Here is a 26,239-nt window from a genome sequence, read left to right on the forward strand (position 1 = left end):
TAATAGTAATGATTTCATTTTATAGATAATGATAATCATTATCAATATAAACAATTTAAGCAGGTTGTTATGTGATGTAAATCACGCATATAAAAATCCTCTTGAAGCACATCTCTACAGAACACGTTAGTGTTGATGTCGATGCTTTGTCTTCAAGAGGATTTCCGAGAATAGATGTTGATAATTCGTTGTTTTATGAATTTATAATATCATATTGCTCCAATATCTGCCGATGTAACGGGTGATCTGCGGTTATGGAAGTATAACGTGTCAGCGCCACACCCAGTCCTTCAATGCGGATCACCTGCTGAAGCTCGACTGCCTCGGGGTCCTCCGTAATATCAAATTTACAGGCAGCAGCCATTCCTAACGCCAGATGATCCGTCGGGATGCCATACTCCTGCGCTTGCAGCGCGGGACGTACAAGACGGTCATTGGGAGACAGCTTGCGCAACGGTGAACGTCCGACCCGAGTAACATCGTCTGTCAGATTAGGGTTGCGGAAGCGATCCAAAATTTTAGAGATGTACTTCTTATGCTCCCCTTGATCCAAACCGAAGCGCTTCACAAGCACTGCTCCTGTCTCCTCCAGTGACCCTTGTATCGAATCCACCACCTTGCTATCCTTCATGGCCTCCTGGATGGTAGCATAACCTGCGGTATAACCAAGATAGGCTGCCACGCAATGCCCCGTATTCACCGTGAACAGCTTTCGTTCAATGTAAGGCTCTAGATCCTGCACGTACAGGATGCCTTCGATTTCTTCATGCTCAGGTGCCATTTGTGAACGATCCACCACCCACTCGTAAAAAGGCTCTACCTGCACATGTAACGGGTCCTCGTGGTGTTGGATCGGCACAATCCGGTCTACAGCAGCATTGGGGAAATATACCGAAGCCTCTGCCTTGGCACGAGTCGCCTCATCCAGTAGCGCAAAAACATGCTCTTTCAGTTGGGCGCTGCCTCCGATTGCATTTTCGCAAGCAATCACATGCAGCGGGCCTGCCCCTCGCTCCACCCGCCGCGCTATTCCCTCGGCAATACCTGCTGCAATATGCCTGAGGATGCTAACCCCTACCGCGGTCGTTACCAGATCAGCATGGTCTACCGCATCCGCTACAGCGGATGCATCTCTGCCGTCAATCGCCGTTACATTCGTGACCAGCTCCGTATCCTTTGTATCATTGGCTAGCTCTACGGTGTATTGTTTACGACGACGTAACTCGGATACAAGGGTGTCGTTGACATCTGAAAAGACAACCTCATAGCCTGCACGCGACAGAATCAATCCGATAAAGCCGCGACCAATATTTCCTGCTCCAAAGTGGACGGCTCTCATAGCTCCATCTCACTTTCGAACAGATCTATAATTTCCTGTGGGGTCACCGCGTTGCGAAGTTTATCCATATTTTCTTCCTCCGCACACACCACAGCGATACTCGTCAAAATCTCCATATGATCGCCGCCTTGTGCTGCAATGCCGATTACCATGTATGCTTTTTCTTCCCCAAAATCTATGCCTTGTGGAAACTGAACGATGGAGATGCCTGTGGATTGAATAAGCATCTTGGATTCCTTGGTGCCATGTGGAATAGCCAACCCGTTCCCGATATAGGTGGACACGATCTCCTCGCGTTCCAGCATCTTGTCAATGTACTCACTTGAAATATGTCCTGCATCCAGCAGGATTTGTCCAGCCATACGAATCGCCTCATATTTGTCTTTGGCGGTTGCGTTCATTTTTACTTTGTCTATCGTCATAATACTCACGGTAGGTTCCTCCCTGTCCCTAATTTACTGTGGAAAAATTCAGCTAGCTCACTCGATATATAATTGACAATATGATCCCTGCTACCGTGTTCCAGTAGCGTAACCATGTCTTCCTGCAAGAGTAATGCACTAATCTCGCTCAATACCTCCAAGCTTTCTCTCGGCAGCTCACGAGGTCCCAACATGAGCAGCACGCATTCTACCTGTTCGCCTGTATCCGCCAACAGCGGCTCTGCCAGCTTATACAAGGTAAGCGAAGGCTTGCGAATATAGTGGCTGCGCGTATGAACTAAAGCAATGGAGGTATCAGAGATCACCTGACTACCTTGGCGCTCTCTTTCCATGAGCTGTGCAGCAACCGCAGAAGGCTCTGTCACATTCCCCCGCCCCGCCTCCAACATGCATATAGCCTCTACGGTCGCCGCCATATCCATCCCCTGATTTTCCAGCGGATACACTTGAAATTGCTGTACAATGTGTACAATTTCCTCAAGACTTTTCCGCAGACCGGTAAGCCACTCTATATCCTGACCAGGCTGAACAGCCTGTTCCTGCTGATGGTCATTGGGATGATTGAGTGTAATATGCTGGATGAATTGACGCAGGCGATCACTCTCCTCCTGCGTCAGCAACGGGCTGATCTTAAGATACCGATCCGGTTCAAGCGGTAGCTCTACTGTCGAAATGATCAGATCATAATCCTCCTTGGGAATCCGCGCCGCCTCGTACCATGAAGCCCTATCCACAATTTTGATCTGTGGGAGCTCTTTGGCGAGCCTTGTTGCCAAAAGTCTGGATGATCCAATACCGCTCGTGCAGACTACGATGGCCCGCACCTCCCGCCGCAATTGTCGTAGCCGCTCCAGCGAAGCGCCAAAATGCATGACGAGAAATCCGATCTCTTCATCTGGTACTTTCATTTCTGTCATGTCCGCCGCAGCCTTTTTCACTGAGTCGAATAAGCTGCTGTAATCCTTGCGGATTTGCTGAAGGAGGGGGTTACGAATCGACCTGCCTTCCTTCAAACGTTTGAACACCGGGGCCATATGGGCAATCAGTCCTTCACGCAGAACACGGTCCTCTTCCAATGGCGTGCCTGTCTCTTCCTCCACACGACGAATCAACTCATGAACCGACTCCAACAGTACGAGATCATCCAACGGCAGTAGTCGGGTAGAGTGATCCTCGGCATCACGAAATAGCAGCTTGAGATAAGATCGTTCCGGCTCTGGAAATTCAATATCCAGCGCCTCTGACAACTCCGTGCATATGCGTTCCACCATAGCTGTGCGAAGCATGATATTTTCATCTGAATCTGTTTTTAAATACGAGAGAAGAGGATCTATAACATACCCGAGTCGCAGACGTACCAGCGAAACGCAAATTTGAATCAGCAGCTCCATGTATTTGCTTTCCACCATGTTTTCCAACCATTTTTCATGGGGCTGCCAGAGGGCCTTTTCCACAATCAGCAGGTTATCTCTGCCAATCATCTCCAGCAACTTGTCGGCGACACGGGTTACAGAACGAAGTTCTTCCCGGGCTGAAAACAGATCGGATTCATCCAAATATTCGAGAGCCAGCTCGGAAATCGCCCGTCTTTTGTCTGTCTCCCGTCCTGTAATCTCGACCCCGTACCCCCGTCTGCGCACAAGCATGAGTCCACGTTCCTCAATCCAGTCTTGCAATTCGTCTAGATCATGACTGACCGTAGTTACCGCGACTTTCAGATCTGAAGCCAGTGCCAACAGCTTGATCGGCTCCCGTGTATCCAGCAGCATGCAGAGAACCACGATCTTTCTCTCCTCAGCCGAATATTCGTCTGACTTCGTATGCAGCAATTGTTTTCGCAGGCATACAAGCTGAGCTGGATCAGCATCTATACAGATACCGATCCCTGACTTTTTCTCCAGCTTCACCTCATGAGCTGCCAGCCAATGCTCGACTGCGCCCAGTTCCCGATGAACCGTCCTTGTGCTGACATTGATCTTCGTGGCAATTTCTCCGGCTGTAACCTCTTTGGACTGCTCCAGAAGATATTCCACGATGTCACGTTGTCGTTTCGTAATATTCATAAGCGCATACCGTTCCTTCCCAAGCTCATCCCTCCAGCAGGAGACGTACATTGCATACAGTCCGCCTGACTTCGATGGGGATTAAGAATCGGATTTCAGACGTTCAACCAGCGCTTCGTATTCAGGACTCTTCAGAAAATTGTCAATGGAAATGTGCTCAGCTTTCGGAGCTACTGTTTTAGCCCGGTCTGTCAACGTTTTTTGCGTAATGACAATATCCGCATCCTGTGGAATTTCACTGATTGCCGTATTCGTAACTGTTACGCCTACACCCGCCTGCTTCATTTTTTTGCGTAAAATCGAGGCGCCCATAGCGCTTGAGCCCATACCTGCATCACAGGAAAAGACGATCTTGTTCACTTCGGATTTATCCTTGAGCGTTCGAGCTGCGGCAATCTCAGCAGCACGTTCAGATTCGTGATTATCTTCCATTACAGTGGCGTTAGCACTTGCACTCTTGCTTTGATTTTTCATATCTTTCAGGCGGGATGCAGCTTCCTCCAGCCCCTCTTCTTTTTGCTTACTAGTCTTGAGTAACACTGCGGCAACAGCAAAGGATACGACCGCAGCAGCGATCACCCCGCTCAGCATTGGCAAATATCCGCCTTTTGGCGTCATTAGAAAATAGGCGATGATGCTGCCCGGTGAAGGAGCAGCAACCAGTCCGGCACCTGTCAACATAAAACAGAAGGTTCCCACAACGCCCCCAGCTATAGCAGCAAGAATCAAAATCGGCTTCATCAAAATATAAGGGAAATAAATTTCATGAATCCCGCCGAAAAAATGAATGATGACCGCTCCAGGAGCCGATGACTTCGCAGAGCCTTTGCCGAACAGGCAGTAGGCTAGCAAAATACCGAGCCCCGGCCCAGGGTTGGATTCCAGCATAAACAGTACGGATTTTCCTGTTCTTGCAGCTTCCTCTAACGCAATCGGACTCAATACTCCGTGATTCAGCGCGTTGTTTAAAAATAATACTTTTCCGGGCTCAATAATGAGGTTGACAAGCGGCAATAGCCCTGCGTTCACGAGGAACTGTACCCCTGCCGACAACACTTGACTGATCATTTGTACAATCGGGCCAATCGCCACATGGGCAAGCAGCGCTAGAATGGCACCGATAATTCCGGCCGAAAAGTTATTGACCAGCATTTCAAAGCCTGATCTGACTTTGCCTTCAATGGCCTTGTCGAACTTCTTCAATATCCACGCAGCCAGCGGACCAGCTACCATCGCGCCCAGGAACATCGGGATATCGGCTCCCACTATGACACCCATCGTCATAATGGCACCAATCACACCTCCACGCTGTCCGTGAATCATCGTGCCCCCTGTATAACCGATCAGTAACGGCAACAAATAATTTTTCATCGGGTCAACCAATTGTGCAAAACCTTCATTCGGGAACCATCCGGTCGGAATAAAGAGTGCCGTAATCAGCCCCCACGCAATAAATGCTCCCATATTGGGCATAACCATACCGCTAAGAAAACGGCCAAAACGCTGTACGGCGACACGAGTGCCTCCTTTTGAACTTGGCTTTGCGTCCAATGTACTCATATTCAAATCCTCCTTGTAGGTAAGCATCACTACCTTTTCTTAAAATTCATACTAAATGACAGCGCTATCTTCATCAACGAAATGAAAACGTACTTTCGTCATGAACGTTGATGACAACATTTAAATTTAAATTATCCGGGAAGGTATTATACCTGCATAATTCTTCTTAATATGACCTGTAGCTATAGAAATTAGTCGAAAAACCGTGCTGGATTATGTATGATTCTTATATGGGGACAACCCTCTAAATCAGAATAAAACACGTAATTACGTTTGCAAAAAGACAAAAAAATAGCCGCTACGTCAAATCATAGCGACTATTTTATACAAAAATCGAGCAGACAAATAACCCTCTTACTCCATACTACAATGCTCCATTATTGCTCATCGGAAATCAACTGCTCATACTGATCCGCAGACAGTAGCTTGCCCAAGGCTTCCTCCACATCTTTATCCATCTCTACTTCGATCATCCAACCTTTTTCATAGGGAGATTCATTCACTAGCTCAGGTGTACTTTCCAGCGTTTCATTCACTTTTAGTATGGTTCCCGTCACCGGAGCAAAAAGGTCGGATACTGTCTTCACCGATTCAATCGTACCGATCTCCGCTCCCTGCTCAATCGTTGCTCCCGCCTCAGGTAATTCTACAAAAACAATATCACCCAGTTGATGCTGTGCAAAGTCTGTAATACCAATTCGTACCGTTCCATTCTCTGTCCGCTGAACCCACTCATGTTCGTCTGTATACCAAAGTTGCTGCTTTACTTCACCCATTCTGTTCCCCTCACTTCCATATGAATAAAATCGCTTTTGCTCACCTGTATTAGACAGGTTAAGATTATGACAACAAGAACACTCATGTCAATAATACTAACAAAAATACTTCATATCACCTCATATAGCGTACTATATAAAAAATTATAACTTATAACAAACGCTTACATATCCTTATTTATATATTAAATGTTTTTTCTATTGTTTTAGATGACATTTTTATTGACATTTTGAATGAATTTGCGTATTAATGGGTTATAGCAAATGCTTTGGGAAACACCCCGACAACTGCAAACGCGGATGAACGCGGAGGGAGAGACTGCCAAAAAGATTCGCATAGCTGTTGCCGCTTGTGAGACATAAGTGCACGCGAATCGGATCAGGTTGTTATCTGCAAAGCCAGGTAATATACCGTTGATCCCGAAGGTAGCGCCGAAGGAGTAAACCTGCATTGCAGGTGAATCTCTCAGGCAAAAGGACCTCTGCCGGACGCATCTCTGGAGAGCATTCGCTATTGGAGCGGATCACCCAAGGGGAAACCCGGTACATACCGGGGTAACTTTCTGGTATCAAGGACAGAGCTGAAAAAAAGAGTGTAGACTGCCGTCTATACGTTTTTTTCGGCCTGTCTTTTTTTGTTTAGCCGATCACACCGGATAGGAGTGGAATAATGACTAATTTGCGAAAAACACCGCTATATTCGTCCTACGGGACGCAGTCTGGGGTTCGTTGCATTGACTTTGGCGGCTGGGAGCTCCCGGTTCAGTTTAGCGGCATTCAAAAGGAGCATGAGGCCGTCCGGCAACGTGCGGGTTTATTCGATGTATCGCATATGGGCGAATTTTTGGTTGAAGGCAAAGAAGCCGAAGCTTTTCTGCAAAGGGTGACCACGAATGATGTCAGCCAGTTGGAACCAGGTCAGGCACAATATTCACTCCTGTGTTACCCCGATGGAGGGGTAGTAGACGACCTACTTGTTTACTGCAAAGGACCGGAACGCTACATGCTCGTTGTGAACGCATCCAACATCGATAAGGATTGGGATTGGCTAATTCGCCATATGCCTGCATCCGTTCACATGGAGAATGTGTCTGATGCGATAGCATTGCTAGCGTTGCAAGGACCGGAGGCAGCACGTATTGCCGCAGCCGTGGCAGATACGGACATTACGAATCTGGCATCTTTCCGCTTCCATGAGAATGTGCCATTGTTCGGAGCAAAAGCACTGGTCTCACGAACCGGATATACGGGCGAAGACGGTTTTGAATTTTATATACCTGCTGCGGAAGCACCAGCCGTATGGGAGGGTTTGCTTCGTTCCGGTGAGTCGTATGGGCTGATTCCCGCTGGACTTGGTGCTCGGGATACACTACGCTTTGAGGCACGATTGCCGCTGTACGGTCAGGAGTTATCTGCCACGATTTCACCACTCGAAGCTAGTCTAGGTTTCTTCGTCAAGCTGAATAAAGGAGATTTTATCGGTAGAGAAGCACTGCAACGTCAGAAAGAACAAGGGATTCCTCGCAAATTGATCGGGCTGGAAATGATTGATCGCGGTATCCCTCGCGCCCATTACCCGGTATTCGCAGAAGGACAACGCATCGGTGAGGTCACAACGGGGACTCAGTCGCCCACCTTGAAGCGTAATCTGGGCCTCGCCTTGGTGGACAGTCGTTTTAGCGCCCTCTCCACACCGTTGGAGGTTGAGATTCGTGGCAAACGCCTGCGTGCCGAGGTGGTGGCAGCACCCTTTTATAAACGCCCGCGCTGATCTTAAACTCTTTTTATTTCTATAAAGCAAATATGTCAGATATGAACTTCTTGGTTTTTCATCTCACACACTTTTTTATTAGCTAATTTACGATCTAAAATCTTGCTTTTCGAAAGGAGTCAGAACCTATGAAGCAGCATCGTTATCTCCCTATGACTGAACAGGATCAAACCGAAATGCTGCGTGTGGTGGGTGTATCATCTATTGATGATTTATTCAGTGACATTCCAGAGGCCATTCGATATCAAGGGGAACTGCCTCTCTCTTCTCGACTCGATGAGAAAGCCTTAACCCGCCACTTGGCCGAGCTGGCCGGACACAACGCCAATACAGACACACATGCCAGCTTCCTTGGCGCAGGAATTTATGATCATCATATTCCGTCCGTCATCCAGCACATCACTTCACGCTCGGAATTCTATACAGCCTACACCCCCTATCAGCCGGAAGTAAGCCAAGGCGAGCTACAAGCCATTTTCGAGTTTCAGTCGTATATTTGCGAATTGACGGGCATGGCTGTAGCTAATGCCAGCATGTACGACGGAGCGACTGCACTGGCGGAAGCGGGCTCACTGTCCGCCGCAGCTACCCGCCGTAAACAGCTTATCGTATCAAGGTCCGTCCATCCGGAGGCACGTCAGGTATTGGCAGCCTATGCACGCGGATTGGATTTGGACATCGTGGAAATCGGCTGTTCGGACGGCGTAACGGATGCTGATGCGCTAGCGGCGGCCGTATCGGAACAGACCGCGGCTGTTTTGGTCCAAAGCCCCAACTTTTTCGGAGCCGTGGAAAACCTGAAGCCGATGGCTGACCTCATCCATGCGCACAAAGGTCTTTTGGTCGTCAGTGCCAATCCACTGGCACTTGGCTTGCTGGAAACACCCGGCAAACAGGGCGCGGATATTGTGGTAGGAGATGCGCAGCCACTTGGCATCTCCTCTTCTCTCGGCGGTCCGACCTGTGGATACTTTGCCGTTTCTCAGGCCCATATGCGCCGTATCCCCGGCCGTATTGTGGGTCAGACCACAGACCGCAACGGTAAACGCGGCTTCGTGCTGACCTTGCAAGCGCGGGAACAGCATATCCGCCGCGAAAAGGCCACCTCTAACATTTGCTCCAACCAAGCGTTGCTAGCTTTATCTGCATCTGTATACTTGTCTGTCATGGGTAGACAGGGGATCAAGGAAGTAGCCGAGCTAAATTTGCATAAAAGCCGTTATGCTTTAGAGCAATTGCTGAGCTTGAAGGGCGTAACTGCCTCGTTTAACGCACCAACCTTTAATGAGTTTGCCCTTAGACTGCCTGAGGGTACGGATATGAGCAAACTCCAGGCCGAGCTGCTAGCTGCTGGATTTATCGCTGGCTACGATTTGGGCCGGGACTATGAGGAACTTGCTGGTCACATGTTGATTGCCGTGACGGAGCAAAGGACCAAAGAAGAGATTGACCAATTTGTACACACCTTGGGGGGATTGCTATGACACGCACCGGACAGGATCAGAAACAAGGGCTGTTGAAGGAACACGATCAAGCGCTCATTTTTGAATTGAGCCGTCCGGGTCGCATCGCCTATTCCCTTCCCGAGTGCGACGTTCCCCGTCGCCCGGTGGCAGAGCTTTTGCCAGATTATGCGCTGCGCAGCGAACCTGCGGCATTACCCGAGGTATACGAAGTAGACGTTATTCGGCATTATACTGCCTTGTCCCGGCGCAATTTCGGCGTGGACAACGGATTTTATCCGCTCGGCTCCTGTACGATGAAATACAATCCGAAAGTGAATGAGGATGTCGCCCGATATACAGGCTTCGCCAAAATCCATCCATATCAGCCCGAGGAGAGCATCCAGGGTGCCATGGAGCTGCTGTATACGCTCCAAAATGATTTGGCTGCGTTAACTGGCATGGATGCCGTCACGCTTCAGCCCGCCGCGGGCGCCCATGGCGAATGGACCGGGCTGATGATGATTCGCTCATACCACGAAGCACGTGGTGAGCGACGTACCAAGGTGCTCGTGCCGGATTCCTCGCACGGAACGAACCCCGCCAGCGCAACCGTCGCGGGCTTCGAAACAGTCACCCTTCCCTCCACCCCTGAGGGGCTGGTGGATCTGGATGCGTTACGTCAAGCCGTAGGCAACGACACCGCGGCGCTCATGCTGACCAATCCGAACACGCTTGGGCTGTTCGAGAAGCAAATCACTGACATTGCTGCCATCGTGCATGAAGCGGGTGGTCTGGTTTACTATGACGGGGCAAACTCCAACGCCATCATGGGGATTACCCGTCCCGGAGATATGGGCTTCGATGTAGTGCATCTCAATTTGCACAAAACGATGAGTACCCCGCACGGCGGCGGTGGCCCCGGCGCTGGGCCTGTCGGCGTAAAGCAACGGCTCATCCCTTATTTGCCCAAGCCGCTTGTCGTACGGGATCCGCAGGGGGTGTACCACTGGGACCGGGAACAGGGAGATTCTATTGGACGGGTTAAAGCCTTTTACGGCAACTTCGGTATTCTCGTTCGTGCCTATGCCTATATCCGTAGCTACGGTCCTGACGGCTTAAAGCGTGTATCGGAATGCGCTGTGCTCAATGCCAATTACATGATGCATCGGCTCGCTCCACATTTTGACCTGCCCTACCCTGGACATTGCAAACACGAATTTGTCATGTCAGGGCGAGGCTTGAAAAAATTTGGAGTGCGTACGCTTGATGTAGCCAAACGGCTGCTTGATTTCGGCTACCATCCGCCTACAATTTATTTCCCTCTGAATGTAGAGGAATGCATCATGATCGAGCCCACGGAGACGGAAAGTAAGGAAACACTTGATGCTTTTGTCGACACTATGATTCATATTGCGCGGGAAGCAGAAGAGAACCCTGAGCTGGTGCTCAATGCACCATATACTACTCCAGTCACACGATTGGACGAAACTACCGCAGCTCGCAAACCTGTACTGAATTGCTCATGCAGTTAAAAACAAATTCTACTTAAAGCATGCAAAAAAGCCGGTATCTATTAGATACCGGCTGCTGTATGTACACAGCAATTTTTTTGTTGGAAAAAGATATAACCTTTGAAATGTAATACCCTTCCTTAACCTTCGATGCTTTGAACCAATTCAACAACCTGTTCTGCTGTTTGCATGTCCAGAGCTTTTGTAGCCAGTTTTTCCATGTCCGCACGGGACAACTTGGAGATTTGACTACGTGCTGGCAGAATGGAAGTTGCACTCATACTGAACTCATCAAGTCCCAGACCCAGCAGCAACGGAATTGCTGTTGTATCTCCTGCCATTTCGCCACACATACCAACCCAACGCCCTTCACGGTGAGCGGCATCAATAACCATTTTCACCAGACGCAGAATGGATGGATTGTATGGTTGATACAGGTAAGAAACCCGCTCGTTCATGCGATCCGCTGCCATTGTGTATTGAATCAGATCGTTTGTACCGATACTGAAGAAATCCACTTCTTTTGCGAATTGGTCAGCCAATACCGCTGTAGAAGGAATTTCTACCATGATGCCCAGCTGAATTTCTTCAGATACGGATACACCCTCGGTTACCAACTTTTCCTTTTCTTCCAACAAAACAGCTTTAGCTTCACGGAATTCGTTCAGCGTAGCAATCATTGGGAACATGATGCGCAGGTTACCATGCACACTCGCACGCAACAAAGCACGCAATTGAGTGCGGAAAATATCCTGGCGATCCAGACACAGACGAATAGCACGGAATCCAAGGAACGGATTCATTTCTTTTGGCAGGTCCAGATAAGGAAGTTCTTTGTCGCCACCGATATCCAAAGTACGGACTACAACCGGTTTACCTTCCATTCTTTCCAGAACGGTTTTGTACGCCGTATACTGTACTTCTTCGGATGGAAGCTTATCGCGTCCCATGTACAAGAACTCCGTACGGTACAAGCCAACGCCTTCACCACCGTTGTCCAGAACACCAGCTACATCATTAGGCGTACCAATATTGGCTGCCAGTTCGACATGGACACCATCGACAGAAACCGTAGCTTCGCCGCGCAGCTTACGCCACTCTTCGCGTTGCTTGTCGTATGCCACCTGTTTAGCACGGTATTCCGCAACAATCTCTTCGGTAGGGTTCACGAATACGTGACCATCCAAACCATCAACGATAATCAAATCACCGCTTTTAGCTTGAGACAATATATTTTTCGTTCCCACAACTGCAGGAATTTCAAGTGAGCGAGCCATAATAGCCGAATGCGAAGTACGTCCGCCGATGTTCGTTGCAAAACCTTTAACAAATTCACGGTTCAGCTGAGCTGTGTCGGAAGGTGTCAAATCTTCTGCAAGCACAATCGTTTCTTCGGCAATTTCTGCAGGACTAACAAAATGAACACCAAGCAGGTGATTCAGGATCCGCTTGGTTACATCACGCATGTCCGATGCGCGTTCTTGCAAATAGGCACTTTTCATGTTTTCAAACATGGAAATGAACTGTGTAGCTACTTCATTCAAAGCATAGTCAGCATTAAGCTGCTCGTCTCTGATTTTAGCTTTAACCGGATCGATCAATTCAGGATCATTCAGGATGAGCAGGTGAGATGCAAAAATTTCTGCTTTTTTCTCTCCCAGCTCCTGAAGCGTTTTCTCCTTAATCGATTCCAATTCGGTTTGAGATTGTGCCAAAGCCGCATCCAATCTCGCGATTTCAGCTTCAACATCACCAACCGCGCGTCTCTCTACAGCGTAATTCGGATGCTCCAAGATAAACGCCCGGGCAATGGCTATGCCTGCCGAAGCGGCAATCCCGGAAATTTTAAGCATGAACTTCGCCCAGCCCTTCGTTAACGATTACATTTTCAAGAGCTTTCAGTGCTTCGGCAGCTTCAGCGCCTTCGCAGATAATGTTAATAGTATCGCCTTGTTCCAGACCCAGGGACAATACACCCAGAATGGATTTCAAAGTTACTTTTTTACCGTTAGCTTCGGCAAAAGATTCAGCACCGCTGAATTTGTTAGCTGTATTTACCAGCGCAGTTGCAGGACGTGCATGGATACCGTCTTCATCCGTAATTCTAAAAGTTGTTTGCATAATTTGTTCCTCCCACTTTCCTAAAGATAATATTTGTTTACACGCAGTATACCAGATCATTGATCAGACGGCCTAAGCCGCCTAATCAACTAATCCGAAACACATAGAGTTTATTTTATCGTAATTATACCATCTTCGCCAGCCTTCAATACTCCAGTTTTGTTTAAAGTTACCGAAGAACCTTCTGGAAGGTTAGTAAAAATGACAGGTGAGATGATGGATTTAGCGTTTGCCTTCACGTATTCCAGGTCTACTTTCATAATAGGCTGGCCAGCTGACACAAGATCGCCTTCGTTCACCAAAACGTCAAATCCTTGGCCTTTAAGCTTCACAGTATTCACCCCGATATGAACAAGCACTTCTTTACCGCCATCGGATTGAATACCAATCGCATGCTTGCTTGGGAATACATTGAATACTTTACCATAAACAGGGGACACAATCGTTCCATCATTTGGCACGACCGCAAAACCGTCACCTGTCATACGTTCTGCAAATACCGGATCGGGAACCGTCGAGATATCAACCAATTCGCCGTTAACAGGCATTACAATATCTTCTACAATAATGGTTTGTTGTTCTTCTCCAGCTTCCTTCTCCTCTTGTGGAGCAGGTTGCGCCGGAGCTGGTGCAGGTGTACGTCCAGCCATGATATCAGCCATTTGAGATTTAATGGTGTCGGAACGTGTACCGAAAATTGCCTGTACGTTGTTACCGACTTCAAGGACACCCGATGCGCCAAGTTGTTTCAGACGAGCTTTGTCAACGTTCGATTTCTCATTAACCTCGATCCGAAGACGTGTGATACAAGCATCCAGATGCTTGATATTCGATGAACCACCGAAAGCTGCCAAAATGTTGTGCGGGAGCTCATCACTACTACCGACTGCTGCGCCATCCACATTATCTGTAGCTTCTTCACGTCCTGGTGTTTTCAAGTTGAACTTCCGTATGATGAACCGGAATCCGAAGTAGTAAATAACTGCCAAAATCAGACCGACGATAATTACATACCACCAAGGCGTACGGGTTGGAATAATCCCGAAAATCAGGAAGTCAATAAATCCGCCTGAGAAGGTCATACCGATTTTGACATGTAAAATTTGCATGGTCATAAATGACAGACCTGCGAATATACAGTGTACTGCAAACAGCAGTGGAGCTACGAACAGGAAGGAAAATTCCAGTGGCTCCGTAATACCTGTCAAGAACGAAGTCAATGCTGCTGAACCCATAATACCTGCTACATATTTTTTGTGTTCTGGTCTTGCTTCATGGTACATTGCAAGCGCTGCTGCCGGCAAACCGAACATCATGAATGGGAATTTACCCACTTGGAACGTACTTGCTGTCAACGCCACTCCGTCGCGAAGCTGGCTGAAGAAGATCTGCTGGTCACCGTGAACGGTTTGACCTGCCTTGTTAACATATTCACCAAACTCAAACCAGAACGGTGAATACCAGATGTGATGCAAACCAAATGGAATCAGCGCGCGTTCGATAACACCGAACAGGAACGCCGACAAAGTCGGGTTGGAATACACCATAAAGTGAGATACTGCGTTAAGTCCTTGTTGAACTGGAGGCCAGATCAGAACCAGTGCAAGTCCGACAATCAGTGAGGATACCGCCGTTGCAATTGGAACGAAACGCTTACCCGCGAAAAAGCCCAGATACGATGGAAGCTCAATTTTGAAAAAGCGGTTGTACATGGCCGCGGCCAGTATACCGATGATTATCCCGCCGAACACCCCGGTTTGAAGCGTTGGAATCCCCAACACGTTTGCATAACCCGGTATTTTTTGAGCAATCAGACCAGGTGTGACACCCACGGCTGTACCCAGAGTAATGTTCATAACGAGGTAACCGATGATGGCAGCCAAACCTGCTACACCCTCACCGCCCGCCAGACCGACGGCTACGCCGACTGCGAACAACAGTGCCAGATTATCAAAAACGATTTGTCCGGCATTCATCATGATCGTCGCTACCGATTGAACCCAGCCCGCATTTAATGCCGGAATGTACTGGAGAAAATCAGGATTGACCAGCATGTTACCGATACCCAATAAAAGCCCCGCAGCTGGCAAAATCGCTACAGGAAGCATTAATGCTTTACCGACACGCTGTAAAACGCCGAAAAGCTTTTTAAACATACCTTCCACATCCTTCTCTGAAATTTAGAACAGAGGCAAAACAACAAAAAAGGCATGAGCCGATTTAAGTATGTTTGAAAACAACCTTGGGATATAGCTTGCCCCAGTAGGCTGTAAACAATCATAACTTAAAACAACTCATGCCTGATCGAATCAGTAACACGTTTAATGTTCAGTTGTTGTCTTCCTCATTGCAAAATTGATTATAGCACCCCGCTAAATGCGAGGCAATACTTTTTTATTCCGGTTTTATCACTTTTGTTGCTCCCCCTGCTCTTTGCGTTGGGACAACCGCTGCAGATGCATTGTCAAATAACTAACTTCAGCTGGATACACAGATTTACGGAGTCTTTTCTCCATAATTTTCGTGAGCTTCCAGGCCAGCATATACATTTCCGGGTACTCCTCATTCAAAAGCTTGTCCAATCGATAAATCTCCTGCACAATTTCTCCCCGGCGCACACGTTCAATCGCAAACCTCAGATGAGTCAGCAGTCGAGAATAATCAAGAGATTGGAGAGGAATACGATAATCCAGTGTGGTCTCGACAACCTGAACCATATCCGCAATCAGACGAGAATCCTTCCTCACCTCGGAGATATGCTGGTTTGTCATGGCGCTATAAATATGCAGGGCCACGAATCCGATTTCATCTTCTCCCAGATCTACATCCATCTTATCCCTGATTAGAGCAACAGCCTGCTCAGCCATCTTGTACTCCTGAGGATATATTTCCCTAGTCTCATACAAAAACGGATTATGAATCGTAATTCCCTGTTTATGACGGTTGATGGAAAAAGCGATATGGTCAGTTAAAGCAATCAGTATGTGCTCATTTAGAGGCTTCTTTGCTTGAAGCTGAACAAGATGAAGTACCTCACCGATGACCTCAATGAGCTTTTCATCCAGCTCAGGAAGCAACCGTTTGTATTGCTCCTGTTCTTCATGGCTTTTTAATATAAATAATTTTTCAACTGAATCCAACGGCATAAGATCACCGGGTCTGCGATTGAAACCGATTCCTTTTCCAATCACAACAACCTCATCATGCTCGGGATGCATCCCTATAATCACATTGTTATTCAGCGCTTTGGCCACTTTTAGGCTGCTCACATCCGCACCTCTTTTATCAGAACCTTGATCCTAAGAATTATAGCATGAAGCTCAGAGGAATCCACGTTAAAGTACCAAATATTCGGCTAAAGGTCAATAAAAAGAAAACGCTTTTCATCACATTGCCGGGAAATGCTGTGATGAAAAGCGGTCTTTTGGTTAGGGGTAGATGCTCCCTAAAGACTTACCGTTATTCTTTATCTGTTAGTGCTGCCTCCACCGAGGCTGGAAGATGCTGCTTATTCCCTTCACCGGAGGACGGCACGGAATGAAGGCCTTTTTTCCCAGTCGTCAGCCCCTTGATTAACTGCTCCACATCAATGCCGGATACACTCTTCAGCATCTCAGGTGCCGTAGCCATCAGTTCGGTGACATAATTGCTGACACGCGCTGCTCCTTCTCCTTTTCCCGTATCAACTACGGTGAGTTTATCAATGGACGCAATCGGTTCGGCAATACGTCCAGCCAGATCAGGCAACATTTTTACGATAATATCGAGCACGGCGGCCTCTCCAAACTTCTGGAACGCCTCCGCCAGTTTTTCCTTGGCCTCCGCTTCTGCAAGTCCACGCAAACGGATGACATCTGCGTCTGCCGTACCTTTGGCGCGTTCGGCATCCGCTTCTGCTTGCCCGTTTAGACGTTTTTGTTCAGCTGACGCTTTAGCCTGTGTCTCAATCGAGTATTGCAGCGATTCAGCCTCACGCATTTTACGCGATTTATCTGCTTCCGCCGCTTGCTCGACCGCATACCGATCAGCTTCTGCCTTCTTTTTCACTTCCGCATCATATTGCTTTTCACGTACCTGTATTTCCTTGGATTGAAGATCAATTTCCCGTTCTTTGCGCACCAGCTCGACTTTCATCTGCTCCTCGACAGCAGTCTGCTTGGCACGGGCCTCCTGAATGTGATAAGCCTGATCGGCTTCTGCCTTCGCTGTATCCTGTTCTTTCTTAAACGAAGCCACTTTCAGTTCCTTCTCCTTGGCTGCCTCCGCAATGTTGGTATCCCGCAGCAGTTCGGCCTTCTGGCCTTCCTGTTCCGCACGCGCCTTCTGAATCCGGGCATCCCGCACAGCCTCGGCTTCTGCAATCTCAGCATCCCGTTTCACAGCGGCAATTCTCGGCTTACCAAGCGCATCCAGATATCCGTGCTTATCACGCACATCTTTGATGGTGAATGAAACGATTTGCAAGCCCATCTTTTTCAGATCACGAGCAGCCACGCCCTGTACTTCCTGCGCAAACCGATCCCGATTACGATAAACTTCTTCCACTGTCATCGAACCGAGGATTGCGCGCAAATGTCCCTCCAGCACTTCCTGAGCCTCTCCCCTAAGAGCCTCCAGTGGCTTCCCGATGAACTGCTCGGCTGCTGTAGCTACATCCTCAATAGAACTGCCGACCTTGATGATCGCCACACCATCCGCAATCACAGGAACTCCTTGTTCCGTATACACTTCCGGTGTGGTTACGTCCAGTTTATGGGACAACAGAGAGATGAATTCGGACTGCTGAAAAATAGGCCAAATGAAGGCCCCCCCGCCGCGTACAATTTTAATTTTTCGTCCAGAGTCATCCTCGGAAATATTTTTATTTCCTAGAAAAGAACCCGTCACGATCATTCCTTCATCCGGCCCTACCGTTTTGTAACGGGCCCAAAAAGCGATCCCTAATATAACGATAACGATGACAACAATCCCAGGGACCAACACAATATCTTGCAAATTTGACACTCCCGATCACGCTCCCTTCAAGTTAAGCGAATGCGCCGTCTATGTGTCCAGGTACGCTACGCGGACGACGCCCTCTGCGACCTCAACCACGACGATACGGGTTCCCGCAGCAAGCGGTTTGTGATCGAAGCTAGATGCTGTATGTATGGTGTTGCCTGCACCCAAACGGATCATAACCTCCCCGTAACCAACCTCAGGTACAGGAATGGTGACCTCACCGATCCGGCCAGTCAGCTCACGCATGGAGAAGCCGCTGGATACCTCCGAATTCGCCATGGGTTTGATAAACGCAAAGAACACGAGTATTCCGATGACAAACGCAATCCCTAAAGCAAGCACGACGACCCACCCCATGCTCAGCCCAGTATACTTTGTCAGCAGTACTCCAGCTCCGCCAAAAGCGGTCATGGCTCCAAGTAAAACGACAGGTCTGAACCAATCGAGGCCCGGTAGCTCCAATGCACCATCCAGCCAACCACCGAGTACATCTCCAATCAGCACACTGACTACGGTAAAGATAGCGCCCCCTGCCAATAACCACCAAAATATGGTTTCCATGCGACTCCTCCTTCCATGTACCTTTTCAGTCTGGTTTCCAGTCTATAACTATGTTTACGTATTCAACCTTAAAAAGTTTCAAAATTTTCCTCCAAAATCCCAAATCAAACCCAAAAAAGCACGTTCGTACGTCTAATGACGCACAAACGTGCTTAAAATGATACAAATGTCAGTTTACAGAGATGCTTTGTAAATTTCGACTACATCTTCGCGATTGAGCTTATTAAAGCCACCAAAAGATCCAAATTTCACAGCTTTATCAGCCATAACATCGATTTGGGACGCATCAATATCGTAATCAGCCAGACGGCTTGGTGCACCAATCGAGTTCCAGAAATCACGCAGCGCCTGAATACCTTCCAGCGCCACTTCTTCATCACTCTTGCCTTCTGGGTTTACATGGAACACATTGACGGCCAGTTGTTTGAAGCGTTCAGGCTTCACATGCAGATTGTGTTTCATCCAGTTCGGGAACAGAATAGCCAGTCCTCCACCATGTGGAATATCATAAACAGCAGACACAGCATGTTCGATATTGTGAGTAGCCCAGTCACCTGTCAGCCCCATGTTTAGGAAGCCGTTCAGCGCCATCGTACCACAATACATAATCGTTTCACGTAGCTCGTAGTTTTCCAGATCGTTGACCAGACCTGGAGCCGCATCCATGACCGTACGCAAAATCGTTTCGCACCAGCCAAGTTGGACCGGAGTATTGGATTCCAAATGGAAATAATGCTCCAGTGTATGTGACATCATATCTACGATTCCGTAAACGGTTTGATTTTGTGGCAGTGAGTATGTGTTCACAGGATCAAGAATAGAAAACGCAGGGAACGCAAATACGCTGCCCCAGCCCAATTTTTCCTGTGTTTTTTCATTTGTAATAACAGAACCCGCATTCATTTCAGAACCGGTAGCTGCCATGGTCAAAACCGTACCTAGTGGCAATGCTGCCTGTGGTGCCGCTTTACGCTCTGCAAAATCCCACATGTCGCCATCATATTTTGCACCAACAGCAATGGCTTTGGAGCAATCCAGCACACTACCACCGCCTACAGCCAGAACGAGGTCGATTTGATGTGTTTTACACAATTCAACGCCTTTATGTACTGTAGATAAGCGAGGATTCGGTTCTACACCAGCCAGTTCCGTTACCTCTGCACCGATTTCACCAAGCAAACTTATTACATTATCGTACAAACCGCTGCGCTTAATGCTGCCGCCGCCATATACAAGCAGTACACGTTTACCATATTTAGGAACTTCACGCTTGAGAGCCTCCAATTGTCCTTTACCGAAGATCAATTGTGTAGGATTATAAAATTCGAATGCTTTCATCGCAAACGCTCGCCTCCAATAGTTCTAAAGTTTAATGTTAAGAAACTACTCTATTATAACCTTTTCGGTTACAGGAAACAAATCTGCTTTATTTTCAGAAAAAAACCACACTCCTTGAGGAGCATGGTTCCATGTCATATCTTGGGAGGGTTCTCGTAGAGTATTATGTGCTGCGCAAGCAATTTTATTCTCCCAAAGTATATCCCAATTGTTTCATAAAACGACCAAAGGCCTGATGACCGGACGGATTTCGTTTATACACTCCTGCATGCTCTAAAATTTCACTGAATTTCAGTCCAACCTCATTTTGTACGGTACGAACAGCCGTCTCCTTGTCAGGCAAACGACCGAACCGGGTGTTTAACTGATAAATCCAGTCTGCATGCTTAAACAGTGGATGTCCTTCCTGCTGCATAGCCACAGCCAGCTTGTCATCCCCACACAAAATATCTGCAATTCCATCCAGTTCATCCTTGAGCCGCCCCGGTAATATGGCAAGTCCCATAACTTCGATCAGACCGATATTTTCCTTCTTGATGTGATGCATCTCGCGGTGAGGATGGAAAATACCTTCCGGATACTCTTCACTCGTTCGGTTGTTACGCAGTACGAGATCCATCTGGTACCTGCCTTCGGCATCACGGCGCACAATCGGCGTCACGGTATTATGCGGAATCGTTTCCCCTTCCTGCTCTGTATGAGAGAGGACATCAGCTACAGGATCACTATAAGCTTTCCAGGCTTCAAAAGCAGCATTTCCCGCTTCCAACAACGCCTCGGCATCTGTTGACGTAAAACGGATGACCGACATCGGCCAGTTTACAATCCCTGCTGTAACCTGCGGGAACGCTTCATTATGGTATTCGCCATCCACACCCGCTTTTTCAATTGGGAATGTATGACGACCACCCTGAAAATGATCATGGGTCAGAATCGATCCGCCGACAATCGGCAGATCCGCATTGGAGCCAATAAAATAATGCGGAAACGCTTTCGTAAAGGCCAGCAATCGGCGCAGTGTATCCTTCGTAAGCTTCATCGGTACATGATCATGATGGAACACAATGCAGTGCTCGTTGTAATACACATAGGGTGAATATTGAAAAAACCACGGTTCCCCATTCAATTCCACCGGAATGATGCGCAAATTTTGACGGGACGGATGATTTACTCTTCCTGCATATCCGACGTTTTCACGGCATAATTGACACTTGGGATAAACAGGCGGCGGCAAAAGCTTCGCCATCGCAATTTCCTTGGGACTTTTTTCTGGCTTGGACAAATTAATCGTGATTTCCATATCTCCGTAAGATGTCGACTGATTCCAGTACACATTGCTGGCAACCCGATCCATTCGAATGTAGTTCGAATCGATGGATAATTGATAAAAAGCATCTGTCGCCGCCTCTATGCCACGTTCAGCCTCCGTTTGATGAAAGTCACGGATGACTTCAGACGGTCTCGCCATCAGCAGTCCCATGATTTTGGAATCAAGCAAATCGCGATACGTATCTGTGTTTTCAGGGATAAGTCCTATGGCAAAACCATAATCTATCAATACATTAAGCACAGGCTGGAGAGCTTCGGGGGCCATAACGCCCCCTGCTTCCCCACCTGAATAAGGCTCCGAAAACCCAAACTGCTCCAACAGCAGATTACGGCTGTAATCTGTATCTTGCGGACCGATCAAGCCCTTGTTTTGTGCGAATGCAACCAGTTGCTCCACCGCATATAGAGCCGATTGCTGCACAGTTTCGTCGATGTCATGGGCCAGATGCCGGGAAAGTTCCCGGCCTTGGCCTTTATCTGCGGATTGGCGCTCGCTCATATGTCATCGTCTCCCGTCTATTCGTCGCCGTAGCCGTGAGGGTGCGACTGATGCCATCCCCATGCTCCGCTAATAATATCCTCTAGTTGGGTACGTGCTGGACTCCAGCCCAACACCGAACGAGCCTTGTCAGAAGATGCAACCAATATCGCTGGATCGCCTGCGCGGCGTGGCTCTGTCACAACTGGAATGTCGAGTCCAGTGACCTTGCGTGCCGTCTCAATAACTTCTTTCACAGAGAAGCCCTGTCCATTGCCCAAGTTGAATACGTTGCTGTCATTGCCTTCGCGCAAGTAATTTACTGCACGCACATGAGCATCCGCCAGGTCACTCACGTGAATGTAATCCCGAACACACGTGCCGTCAGGTGTCGCATAATCCTCACCAAACACAGCGATGTGTGGACGCTGTTTCAAGGCTGTCTGGAGCACTAACGGGATCAGATGGCTTTCTGGTCGGTGATCTTCACCGATCTTGCCGCTCTCATGCGCACCAGCCGCATTAAAATACCGTAAAGACACATATTTGATGCCTAAAACTTTGTCAAACCACGACATCATGCGCTCCATCATCAGCTTTGTTTCACCATACACGTTGGTTGGCTCTGTACGGTCACCCTCTTCAATCGGCACCTTTTCCGGTTCGCCGTAGGTAGCCGCAGTAGAGGAAAACACGATTCGGCGCACTCCAGCATCCTTCATTGCCTCCAGCAAGCTCAGCGTGCCAAATACATTGTTGTCGTAATATTTACCAGGATTTTGCATACTTTCTCCAACCAGCGAGTTGGCTGCAAAATGGATAACTGCATCGATACTATTTTCTGAGAACAATTTGGACAGTAGTTCTTTATCCCTCAAATCCCCTTCATACAACTTGCCTCCAAGCAATGCTGCTTTGTGCCCGGTTTGCAAATTATCCAGTACCACAACTTCTTCTCCCAGATCCAACAGTTCTGCTACGGTATGTGAACCGATATATCCAGCTCCACCTGTGACTAAAATGGCCATGTTATTCGTCCTCCTTCAGTTCTTTAACTCCGTCTCCTGCCTTGCATACATAAAAGCTGGCTTCCAGCCCTGTGCGGGTCTGATAAGCTTCGCCGACTTCCTTCACAAAACGTTCCACATCGTTCTCATGAACCAATGAAACCGTACAACCTCCAAATCCGGCTCCTGTCATACGAGCACCCAGCGTGCCAGGAATGCGCCGTGCTTCTTCAACCATGACGTCCAGCTCCGTGCAGCTGACCTCATACAAATCGCGTAATGAATCATGAGAAGCATTCATTAACTGACCAAAAGCTGCAAGTTCATTCGCCGCGAGAGCATCAACAGAGGCCAACACACGAGCGTTTTCCTCCACCACATGCTGTGCCCGCCGACGCACTGTTTGGTCCGCGATGTGATGCTGGAGCTCTCCGAAACGTGCCTCATCCAGCTGAGCGAGGTATTCCAGTGACGGCTCCTGCTGCTGCAAAATGGACAGTGCTTCGGCACATTGACTACGACGCTCGTTATAGGCCGAGTCCACCAAACCGCGACGCTTGTTTGTATTGCCGATCACCAACTTGTAATCTCCCGTGCGGAATGGCACTTTACGGTAATCCAACGTATCGCACATCAGTAGAATTGCATGATCAGCTGCTCCGTTCGCTACAGCGAACTGGTCCATAATGCCGCAATTGACACCTACATAATTGTTTTCTGCCCGCTGGGACAACAAAGCGATTTCGACCGTATCTGTTTTCTGTTTTTCGATCGTGAGGAACGCGTATCCTGTAACAACCTCAATGGAGGCTGAGGAGGATAATCCAGCGCCATTGGGTATTTCTCCGTGAAAGAGCAGGTCATATCCGTTAGACGGATAAACTCCCTTATCAGCTAGCTCCACCAGCACACCCACCGGATAGTCCACCCACTCATCCGTTTTTGTTTTACCTATTTCTCCGCGGGAGATAGATACTTCATACGACAGGTTTGTTGAAGCAAAATGAATTTCATCATCATTGCGCGCACGAAGGATTAGCGTCGTTCCGAATTCCAGCGCAGCCGGGAGTACATAACCACCGTTATAGTCGATATGCTCTCCAATCAGATTGACACGTCCAGGTGCATGAAATATCCGCAGTTCATTGCTGCTTTCACCATATTTTTCAATAAAATGTTTCTTTAATTCAGTAGAGTTCATATCCGCATCCACCTCATATACCGTTAGTAAAGGCCCTCCTGATTTCCCTGTAACATCTTAATCAGGTTGACATCTCTTATGATTTCAGTATAAATGAAAGCGTCACACGATGTAATGCATCCATGTGTTTAAGCTATGGATAAATGTGACTTGGATATGTACAATGTAAGTATACCGCATCCGCTAAACCATTCACAAATGCAGGAAGGATGACCCTATTTTGCAAGCGCATTCATATAGTTATGCCGTTGCCTCTAATCCGGTGTTTTATGAAAATAGCCCGCTGCATGTGCTTTTTGCAGGAGAGAGCCAAACCAAATCCGGTCATGCCGTGGGGCCGAAAATCTATGATTACTATCTGCTACACTTTGTAGAATCGGGCAGAGGTATCTTCCGAACGGAACAGCACACATATCAGCTTGAAGAAAACGATTTTTTCCTTATTCATCCCGGTCAGCTGGTGAGCTATACCTCTGATGAAGAGAAACCGTGGCGTTATCGTTGGTCTGCGTTTACCGGGCACCATACTGAGCAGGTGGTGCAGGAGGCCGGGCTACGTGTTCACCAGCCTGTCTTTCATGCTTCCGATCAAAGTCCCATCCCCGGTTATTTGGAGCAAATGCAATTGGCCTTTTATAGCAGAAAATCTAGTTCTCATCTATCAGCCTTGGGCTATTTGTATCTGATTATGGGGGAAGCAGGCAATTACCTGAGTGACTGGACTGATCCGTCCGGGGCGGATTCGCAAATTCAACGTACAGTCAAGCAGATGGTGCAATATATGTCCACTCAGTACGCACATCCCGTTTCCATTGAGCAAATGTCTGAAGGACTTGGTTATAATCGTGCATATTTGTCACGGATATTCAAAAAGGAAACGGGCATCTCCCCCGTCACCTATCTGCTTAAGCTAAGAATCGACAAATCACGTCAACTGCTGCGTGAGCGTCCTGAATTATCGGTAGAGCAAGTGGCCGCTTCGGTCGGACTAACCGATGCCTTATATTTCTCACGTCAATTCAAGCGCTTCTGCGGTCAGTCTCCAACCGAGTACCGAAGCAAGGTTAAGCAATACCCACAGTCGTAAAGCAGGCTTAAACAGCCCGCATCCTTCAAACGGATGCGGGCTGTTGGTTATATATTGTATAAAAGGATTCGAAATTAGGCCGATGACTACAGATTAACTTTCACCATTAGGCTGTGCCGCCGTCCTGTCAGTTCCCGGCATTCAGAATCGAATCAATTCGATCCAGTTCCTCCTGAGAAAAGTCCAGATTGGATAAGGTAGCAACATTTTCTTCAATTTGGCTTACACGGCTTGCCCCAATCAAGACAGAGGTCAGACGTTCGCCGCGCAGAGCCCAGGCCAGCGAGAATTGAGCCAAACTTTGTCCGCGTGCAGCAGCCATCTGATTCAAGGCGCGTACCTTGCGAAGTGTCTCTGGCGTTACATGGTTCTCATTCAGGAAAACCGATGTACTCGCTGCACGTGAATCCTCGGGGATTCCGTTCAAATATTTATTGGTCAGCAATCCCTGAGCCAGCGGGCAAAAGGCAATGCTGCCTACCCCGTTTTCGTCCAGTACATCTTGTAATCCGCTTTCAATCCAGCGGTCGAGCAAGGAGTATTTCGGCTGATGAATCAGAAGCGGTGTTCCCAGCTCCTTCAGAATGCGAGCTGCTTCTGCTGTTTGCTCCGCACTATAATTGGACACACCCACATACAGCGCTTTGCCGGATCGTACGATATGATCCAGTGCTCCCATCGTTTCTTCCAGCGGCGTATTAGGATCAAATCGGTGAGAGTAGAATATATCGACATAGTCCAGCCCCATCCGCTTCAGGCTCTGATCCAGACTGGATATCATATACTTGCGAGATCCCCAGTCACCATAAGGCCCTGCCCACATATTGTAGCCCGCTTTGGTGGAGATGACCAACTCATCCCGGTACGGTTTCATATCACTGGCTAAGACTTGTCCAAAAAATTCCTCAGCTGATCCCGCAGGAGGGCCATAGTTATTAGCTAAATCAAAATGCGTAATTCCTAGATCAAAGGAGCGGGTAATCATGCTACGGCCATTCTCCGCGTTGTTAATCCCGCCAAAATTGTGCCACAAGCCCAGCGAAATAGCCGGCAGTTTTAGACCTGATCTCCCTGTACGGTTATATTTCATACTTTCATAACGATCTTCGCCAGCTAAATAAACCATGCTATCCCAGCCTCTCTCGAAACATTGTAATGTCCATCACAACATCATCATAGCGCTTTTATCCAGGCGTTGACAAGAAAAC

At 48.1% G+C, this 26,239-nt stretch carries 20 protein-coding genes and 1 riboswitch; of the genes, 4 read left to right on the forward strand and 16 right to left on the reverse strand.

Annotated elements, in window-relative coordinates; genetic code table 11:
- Positions 1-193: 193 nt before the first annotated feature.
- The 5 genes from ACUUJN_RS19700 to gcvH form a co-directional block, all read right to left on the reverse strand.
- Complete coding sequence (locus ACUUJN_RS19700) at positions 194-1,339, reverse strand: mannitol-1-phosphate 5-dehydrogenase (protein ID WP_028542459.1); 1,146 nt, start codon at positions 1,337-1,339, stop codon at positions 194-196.
- Entirely contained in the window at positions 1,336-1,770 is a 435-nt protein-coding gene (locus ACUUJN_RS19705) for a PTS mannitol transporter subunit IIA (protein ID WP_028542458.1), read from the reverse strand. The genes ACUUJN_RS19700 and ACUUJN_RS19705 overlap by 4 nt, the downstream gene beginning before the upstream one ends.
- Complete coding sequence (locus ACUUJN_RS19710; RefSeq protein ID WP_484668854.1) at positions 1,767-3,845, reverse strand: BglG family transcription antiterminator; 2,079 nt, start codon at positions 3,843-3,845, stop codon at positions 1,767-1,769. The genes ACUUJN_RS19705 and ACUUJN_RS19710 overlap by 4 nt, the downstream gene beginning before the upstream one ends.
- Positions 3,846-3,926: 81 nt before the next feature.
- Positions 3,927-5,405 (reverse strand): PTS mannitol transporter subunit IIBC, encoded by a 1,479-nt coding sequence (locus ACUUJN_RS19715; RefSeq protein ID WP_028542456.1) that lies wholly within the window; start codon positions 5,403-5,405, stop codon positions 3,927-3,929.
- Between the two features lie 377 nt (positions 5,406-5,782).
- Complete coding sequence (gcvH, locus tag ACUUJN_RS19720) at positions 5,783-6,181, reverse strand: glycine cleavage system protein GcvH (RefSeq protein ID WP_023989876.1); 399 nt, start codon at positions 6,179-6,181, stop codon at positions 5,783-5,785.
- A 393-nt stretch (positions 6,182-6,574) separates the two neighbouring features.
- Positions 6,575-6,673, forward strand: a riboswitch (glycine riboswitch).
- Between the two features lie 178 nt (positions 6,674-6,851).
- Here gcvH and gcvT point away from each other — a divergent pair.
- The 3 genes from gcvT (at position 6,852) to gcvPB (ending at position 10,929) form a co-directional block, all read left to right on the forward strand.
- Positions 6,852-7,952 carry a glycine cleavage system aminomethyltransferase GcvT gene (gcvT, locus tag ACUUJN_RS19725; RefSeq protein ID WP_071558375.1) on the forward strand — a complete coding sequence of 367 codons (1,101 nt, stop codon included), beginning with the start codon at positions 6,852-6,854 and terminating at the stop codon, positions 7,950-7,952.
- A 128-nt stretch (positions 7,953-8,080) separates the two neighbouring features.
- Positions 8,081-9,436, forward strand: coding sequence for an aminomethyl-transferring glycine dehydrogenase subunit GcvPA (gene gcvPA / locus ACUUJN_RS19730; protein WP_028542454.1), 1,356 nt, complete (start codon positions 8,081-8,083; stop codon positions 9,434-9,436).
- Positions 9,433-10,929, forward strand: coding sequence for an aminomethyl-transferring glycine dehydrogenase subunit GcvPB (gene gcvPB / locus ACUUJN_RS19735; RefSeq protein WP_103744872.1), 1,497 nt, complete (start codon positions 9,433-9,435; stop codon positions 10,927-10,929). Before gcvPA ends, gcvPB begins: the two co-directional genes overlap by 4 nt.
- 119 nt (positions 10,930-11,048) lie before the next feature.
- Here the strand turns inward: gcvPB and ptsP are convergent, their stop codons facing one another.
- From ptsP to ACUUJN_RS19785, 10 genes are all read right to left on the reverse strand, one after another.
- Positions 11,049-12,761, reverse strand: a complete 1,713-nt coding sequence (gene ptsP, locus ACUUJN_RS19740) for a phosphoenolpyruvate--protein phosphotransferase (protein WP_023989880.1) — start codon at positions 12,759-12,761, stop codon at positions 11,049-11,051.
- A complete protein-coding gene (locus ACUUJN_RS19745; protein ID WP_013372579.1) occupies positions 12,754-13,029 on the reverse strand; it encodes an HPr family phosphocarrier protein in 276 nt (91 codons plus the stop codon). Before ACUUJN_RS19745 ends, ptsP begins: the two co-directional genes overlap by 8 nt.
- A 110-nt stretch (positions 13,030-13,139) precedes the next feature.
- Positions 13,140-15,185 carry a glucose-specific PTS transporter subunit IIBC gene (gene ptsG / locus ACUUJN_RS19750; protein WP_023989881.1) on the reverse strand — a complete coding sequence of 682 codons (2,046 nt, stop codon included), beginning with the start codon at positions 15,183-15,185 and terminating at the stop codon, positions 13,140-13,142.
- Between the two features lie 252 nt (positions 15,186-15,437).
- On the reverse strand, positions 15,438-16,298 hold the full coding sequence (glcT, locus tag ACUUJN_RS19755; RefSeq protein ID WP_023989882.1) for a glucose PTS transporter transcription antiterminator GlcT: 861 nt from the start codon (positions 16,296-16,298) through the stop codon (positions 15,438-15,440).
- A 190-nt stretch (positions 16,299-16,488) separates the two neighbouring features.
- On the reverse strand, positions 16,489-18,024 hold the full coding sequence (gene floT / locus ACUUJN_RS19760) for a flotillin lipid rafts scaffold protein FloT (RefSeq protein ID WP_028542452.1): 1,536 nt from the start codon (positions 18,022-18,024) through the stop codon (positions 16,489-16,491).
- A gap of 48 nt (positions 18,025-18,072) precedes the next feature.
- Positions 18,073-18,591 (reverse strand): NfeD family membrane protein, encoded by a 519-nt coding sequence (locus ACUUJN_RS19765; RefSeq protein ID WP_023989884.1) that lies wholly within the window; start codon positions 18,589-18,591, stop codon positions 18,073-18,075.
- Positions 18,592-18,765: 174 nt separating this feature from the next.
- Positions 18,766-19,929: an iron-containing alcohol dehydrogenase gene (locus ACUUJN_RS19770; protein WP_028542451.1), complete on the reverse strand. Its 1,164-nt coding sequence runs from the start codon at positions 19,927-19,929 to the stop codon at positions 18,766-18,768.
- Between the two features lie 184 nt (positions 19,930-20,113).
- Positions 20,114-21,757: a UDP-glucose--hexose-1-phosphate uridylyltransferase gene (locus ACUUJN_RS19775; RefSeq protein ID WP_316244099.1), complete on the reverse strand. Its 1,644-nt coding sequence runs from the start codon at positions 21,755-21,757 to the stop codon at positions 20,114-20,116.
- A gap of 17 nt (positions 21,758-21,774) precedes the next feature.
- Positions 21,775-22,764 (reverse strand): UDP-glucose 4-epimerase GalE, encoded by a 990-nt coding sequence (gene galE, locus ACUUJN_RS19780; protein WP_023989887.1) that lies wholly within the window; start codon positions 22,762-22,764, stop codon positions 21,775-21,777.
- A gap of 1 nt (position 22,765) precedes the next feature.
- A complete protein-coding gene (locus tag ACUUJN_RS19785; protein ID WP_069079963.1) occupies positions 22,766-23,944 on the reverse strand; it encodes a galactokinase in 1,179 nt (392 codons plus the stop codon).
- A 220-nt stretch (positions 23,945-24,164) separates the two neighbouring features.
- Here ACUUJN_RS19785 and ACUUJN_RS19790 point away from each other — a divergent pair, with 220 nt between their 5' ends.
- The gene (locus ACUUJN_RS19790) at positions 24,165-25,031 is read left to right on the forward strand and encodes an AraC family transcriptional regulator (protein ID WP_023989889.1); all 867 of its coding nucleotides are present in this window, start codon (positions 24,165-24,167) and stop codon (positions 25,029-25,031) included.
- Positions 25,032-25,158: 127 nt separating this feature from the next.
- On the opposite strand, the gene mgrA is transcribed toward ACUUJN_RS19790, so the two are convergent.
- On the reverse strand, positions 25,159-26,157 hold the full coding sequence (gene mgrA / locus ACUUJN_RS19795; protein ID WP_068941994.1) for an L-glyceraldehyde 3-phosphate reductase: 999 nt from the start codon (positions 26,155-26,157) through the stop codon (positions 25,159-25,161).
- Positions 26,158-26,239: the final 82 nt, after the last annotated feature.

Source organism: Paenibacillus sp. LRG-1 (assembly GCF_057220305.1).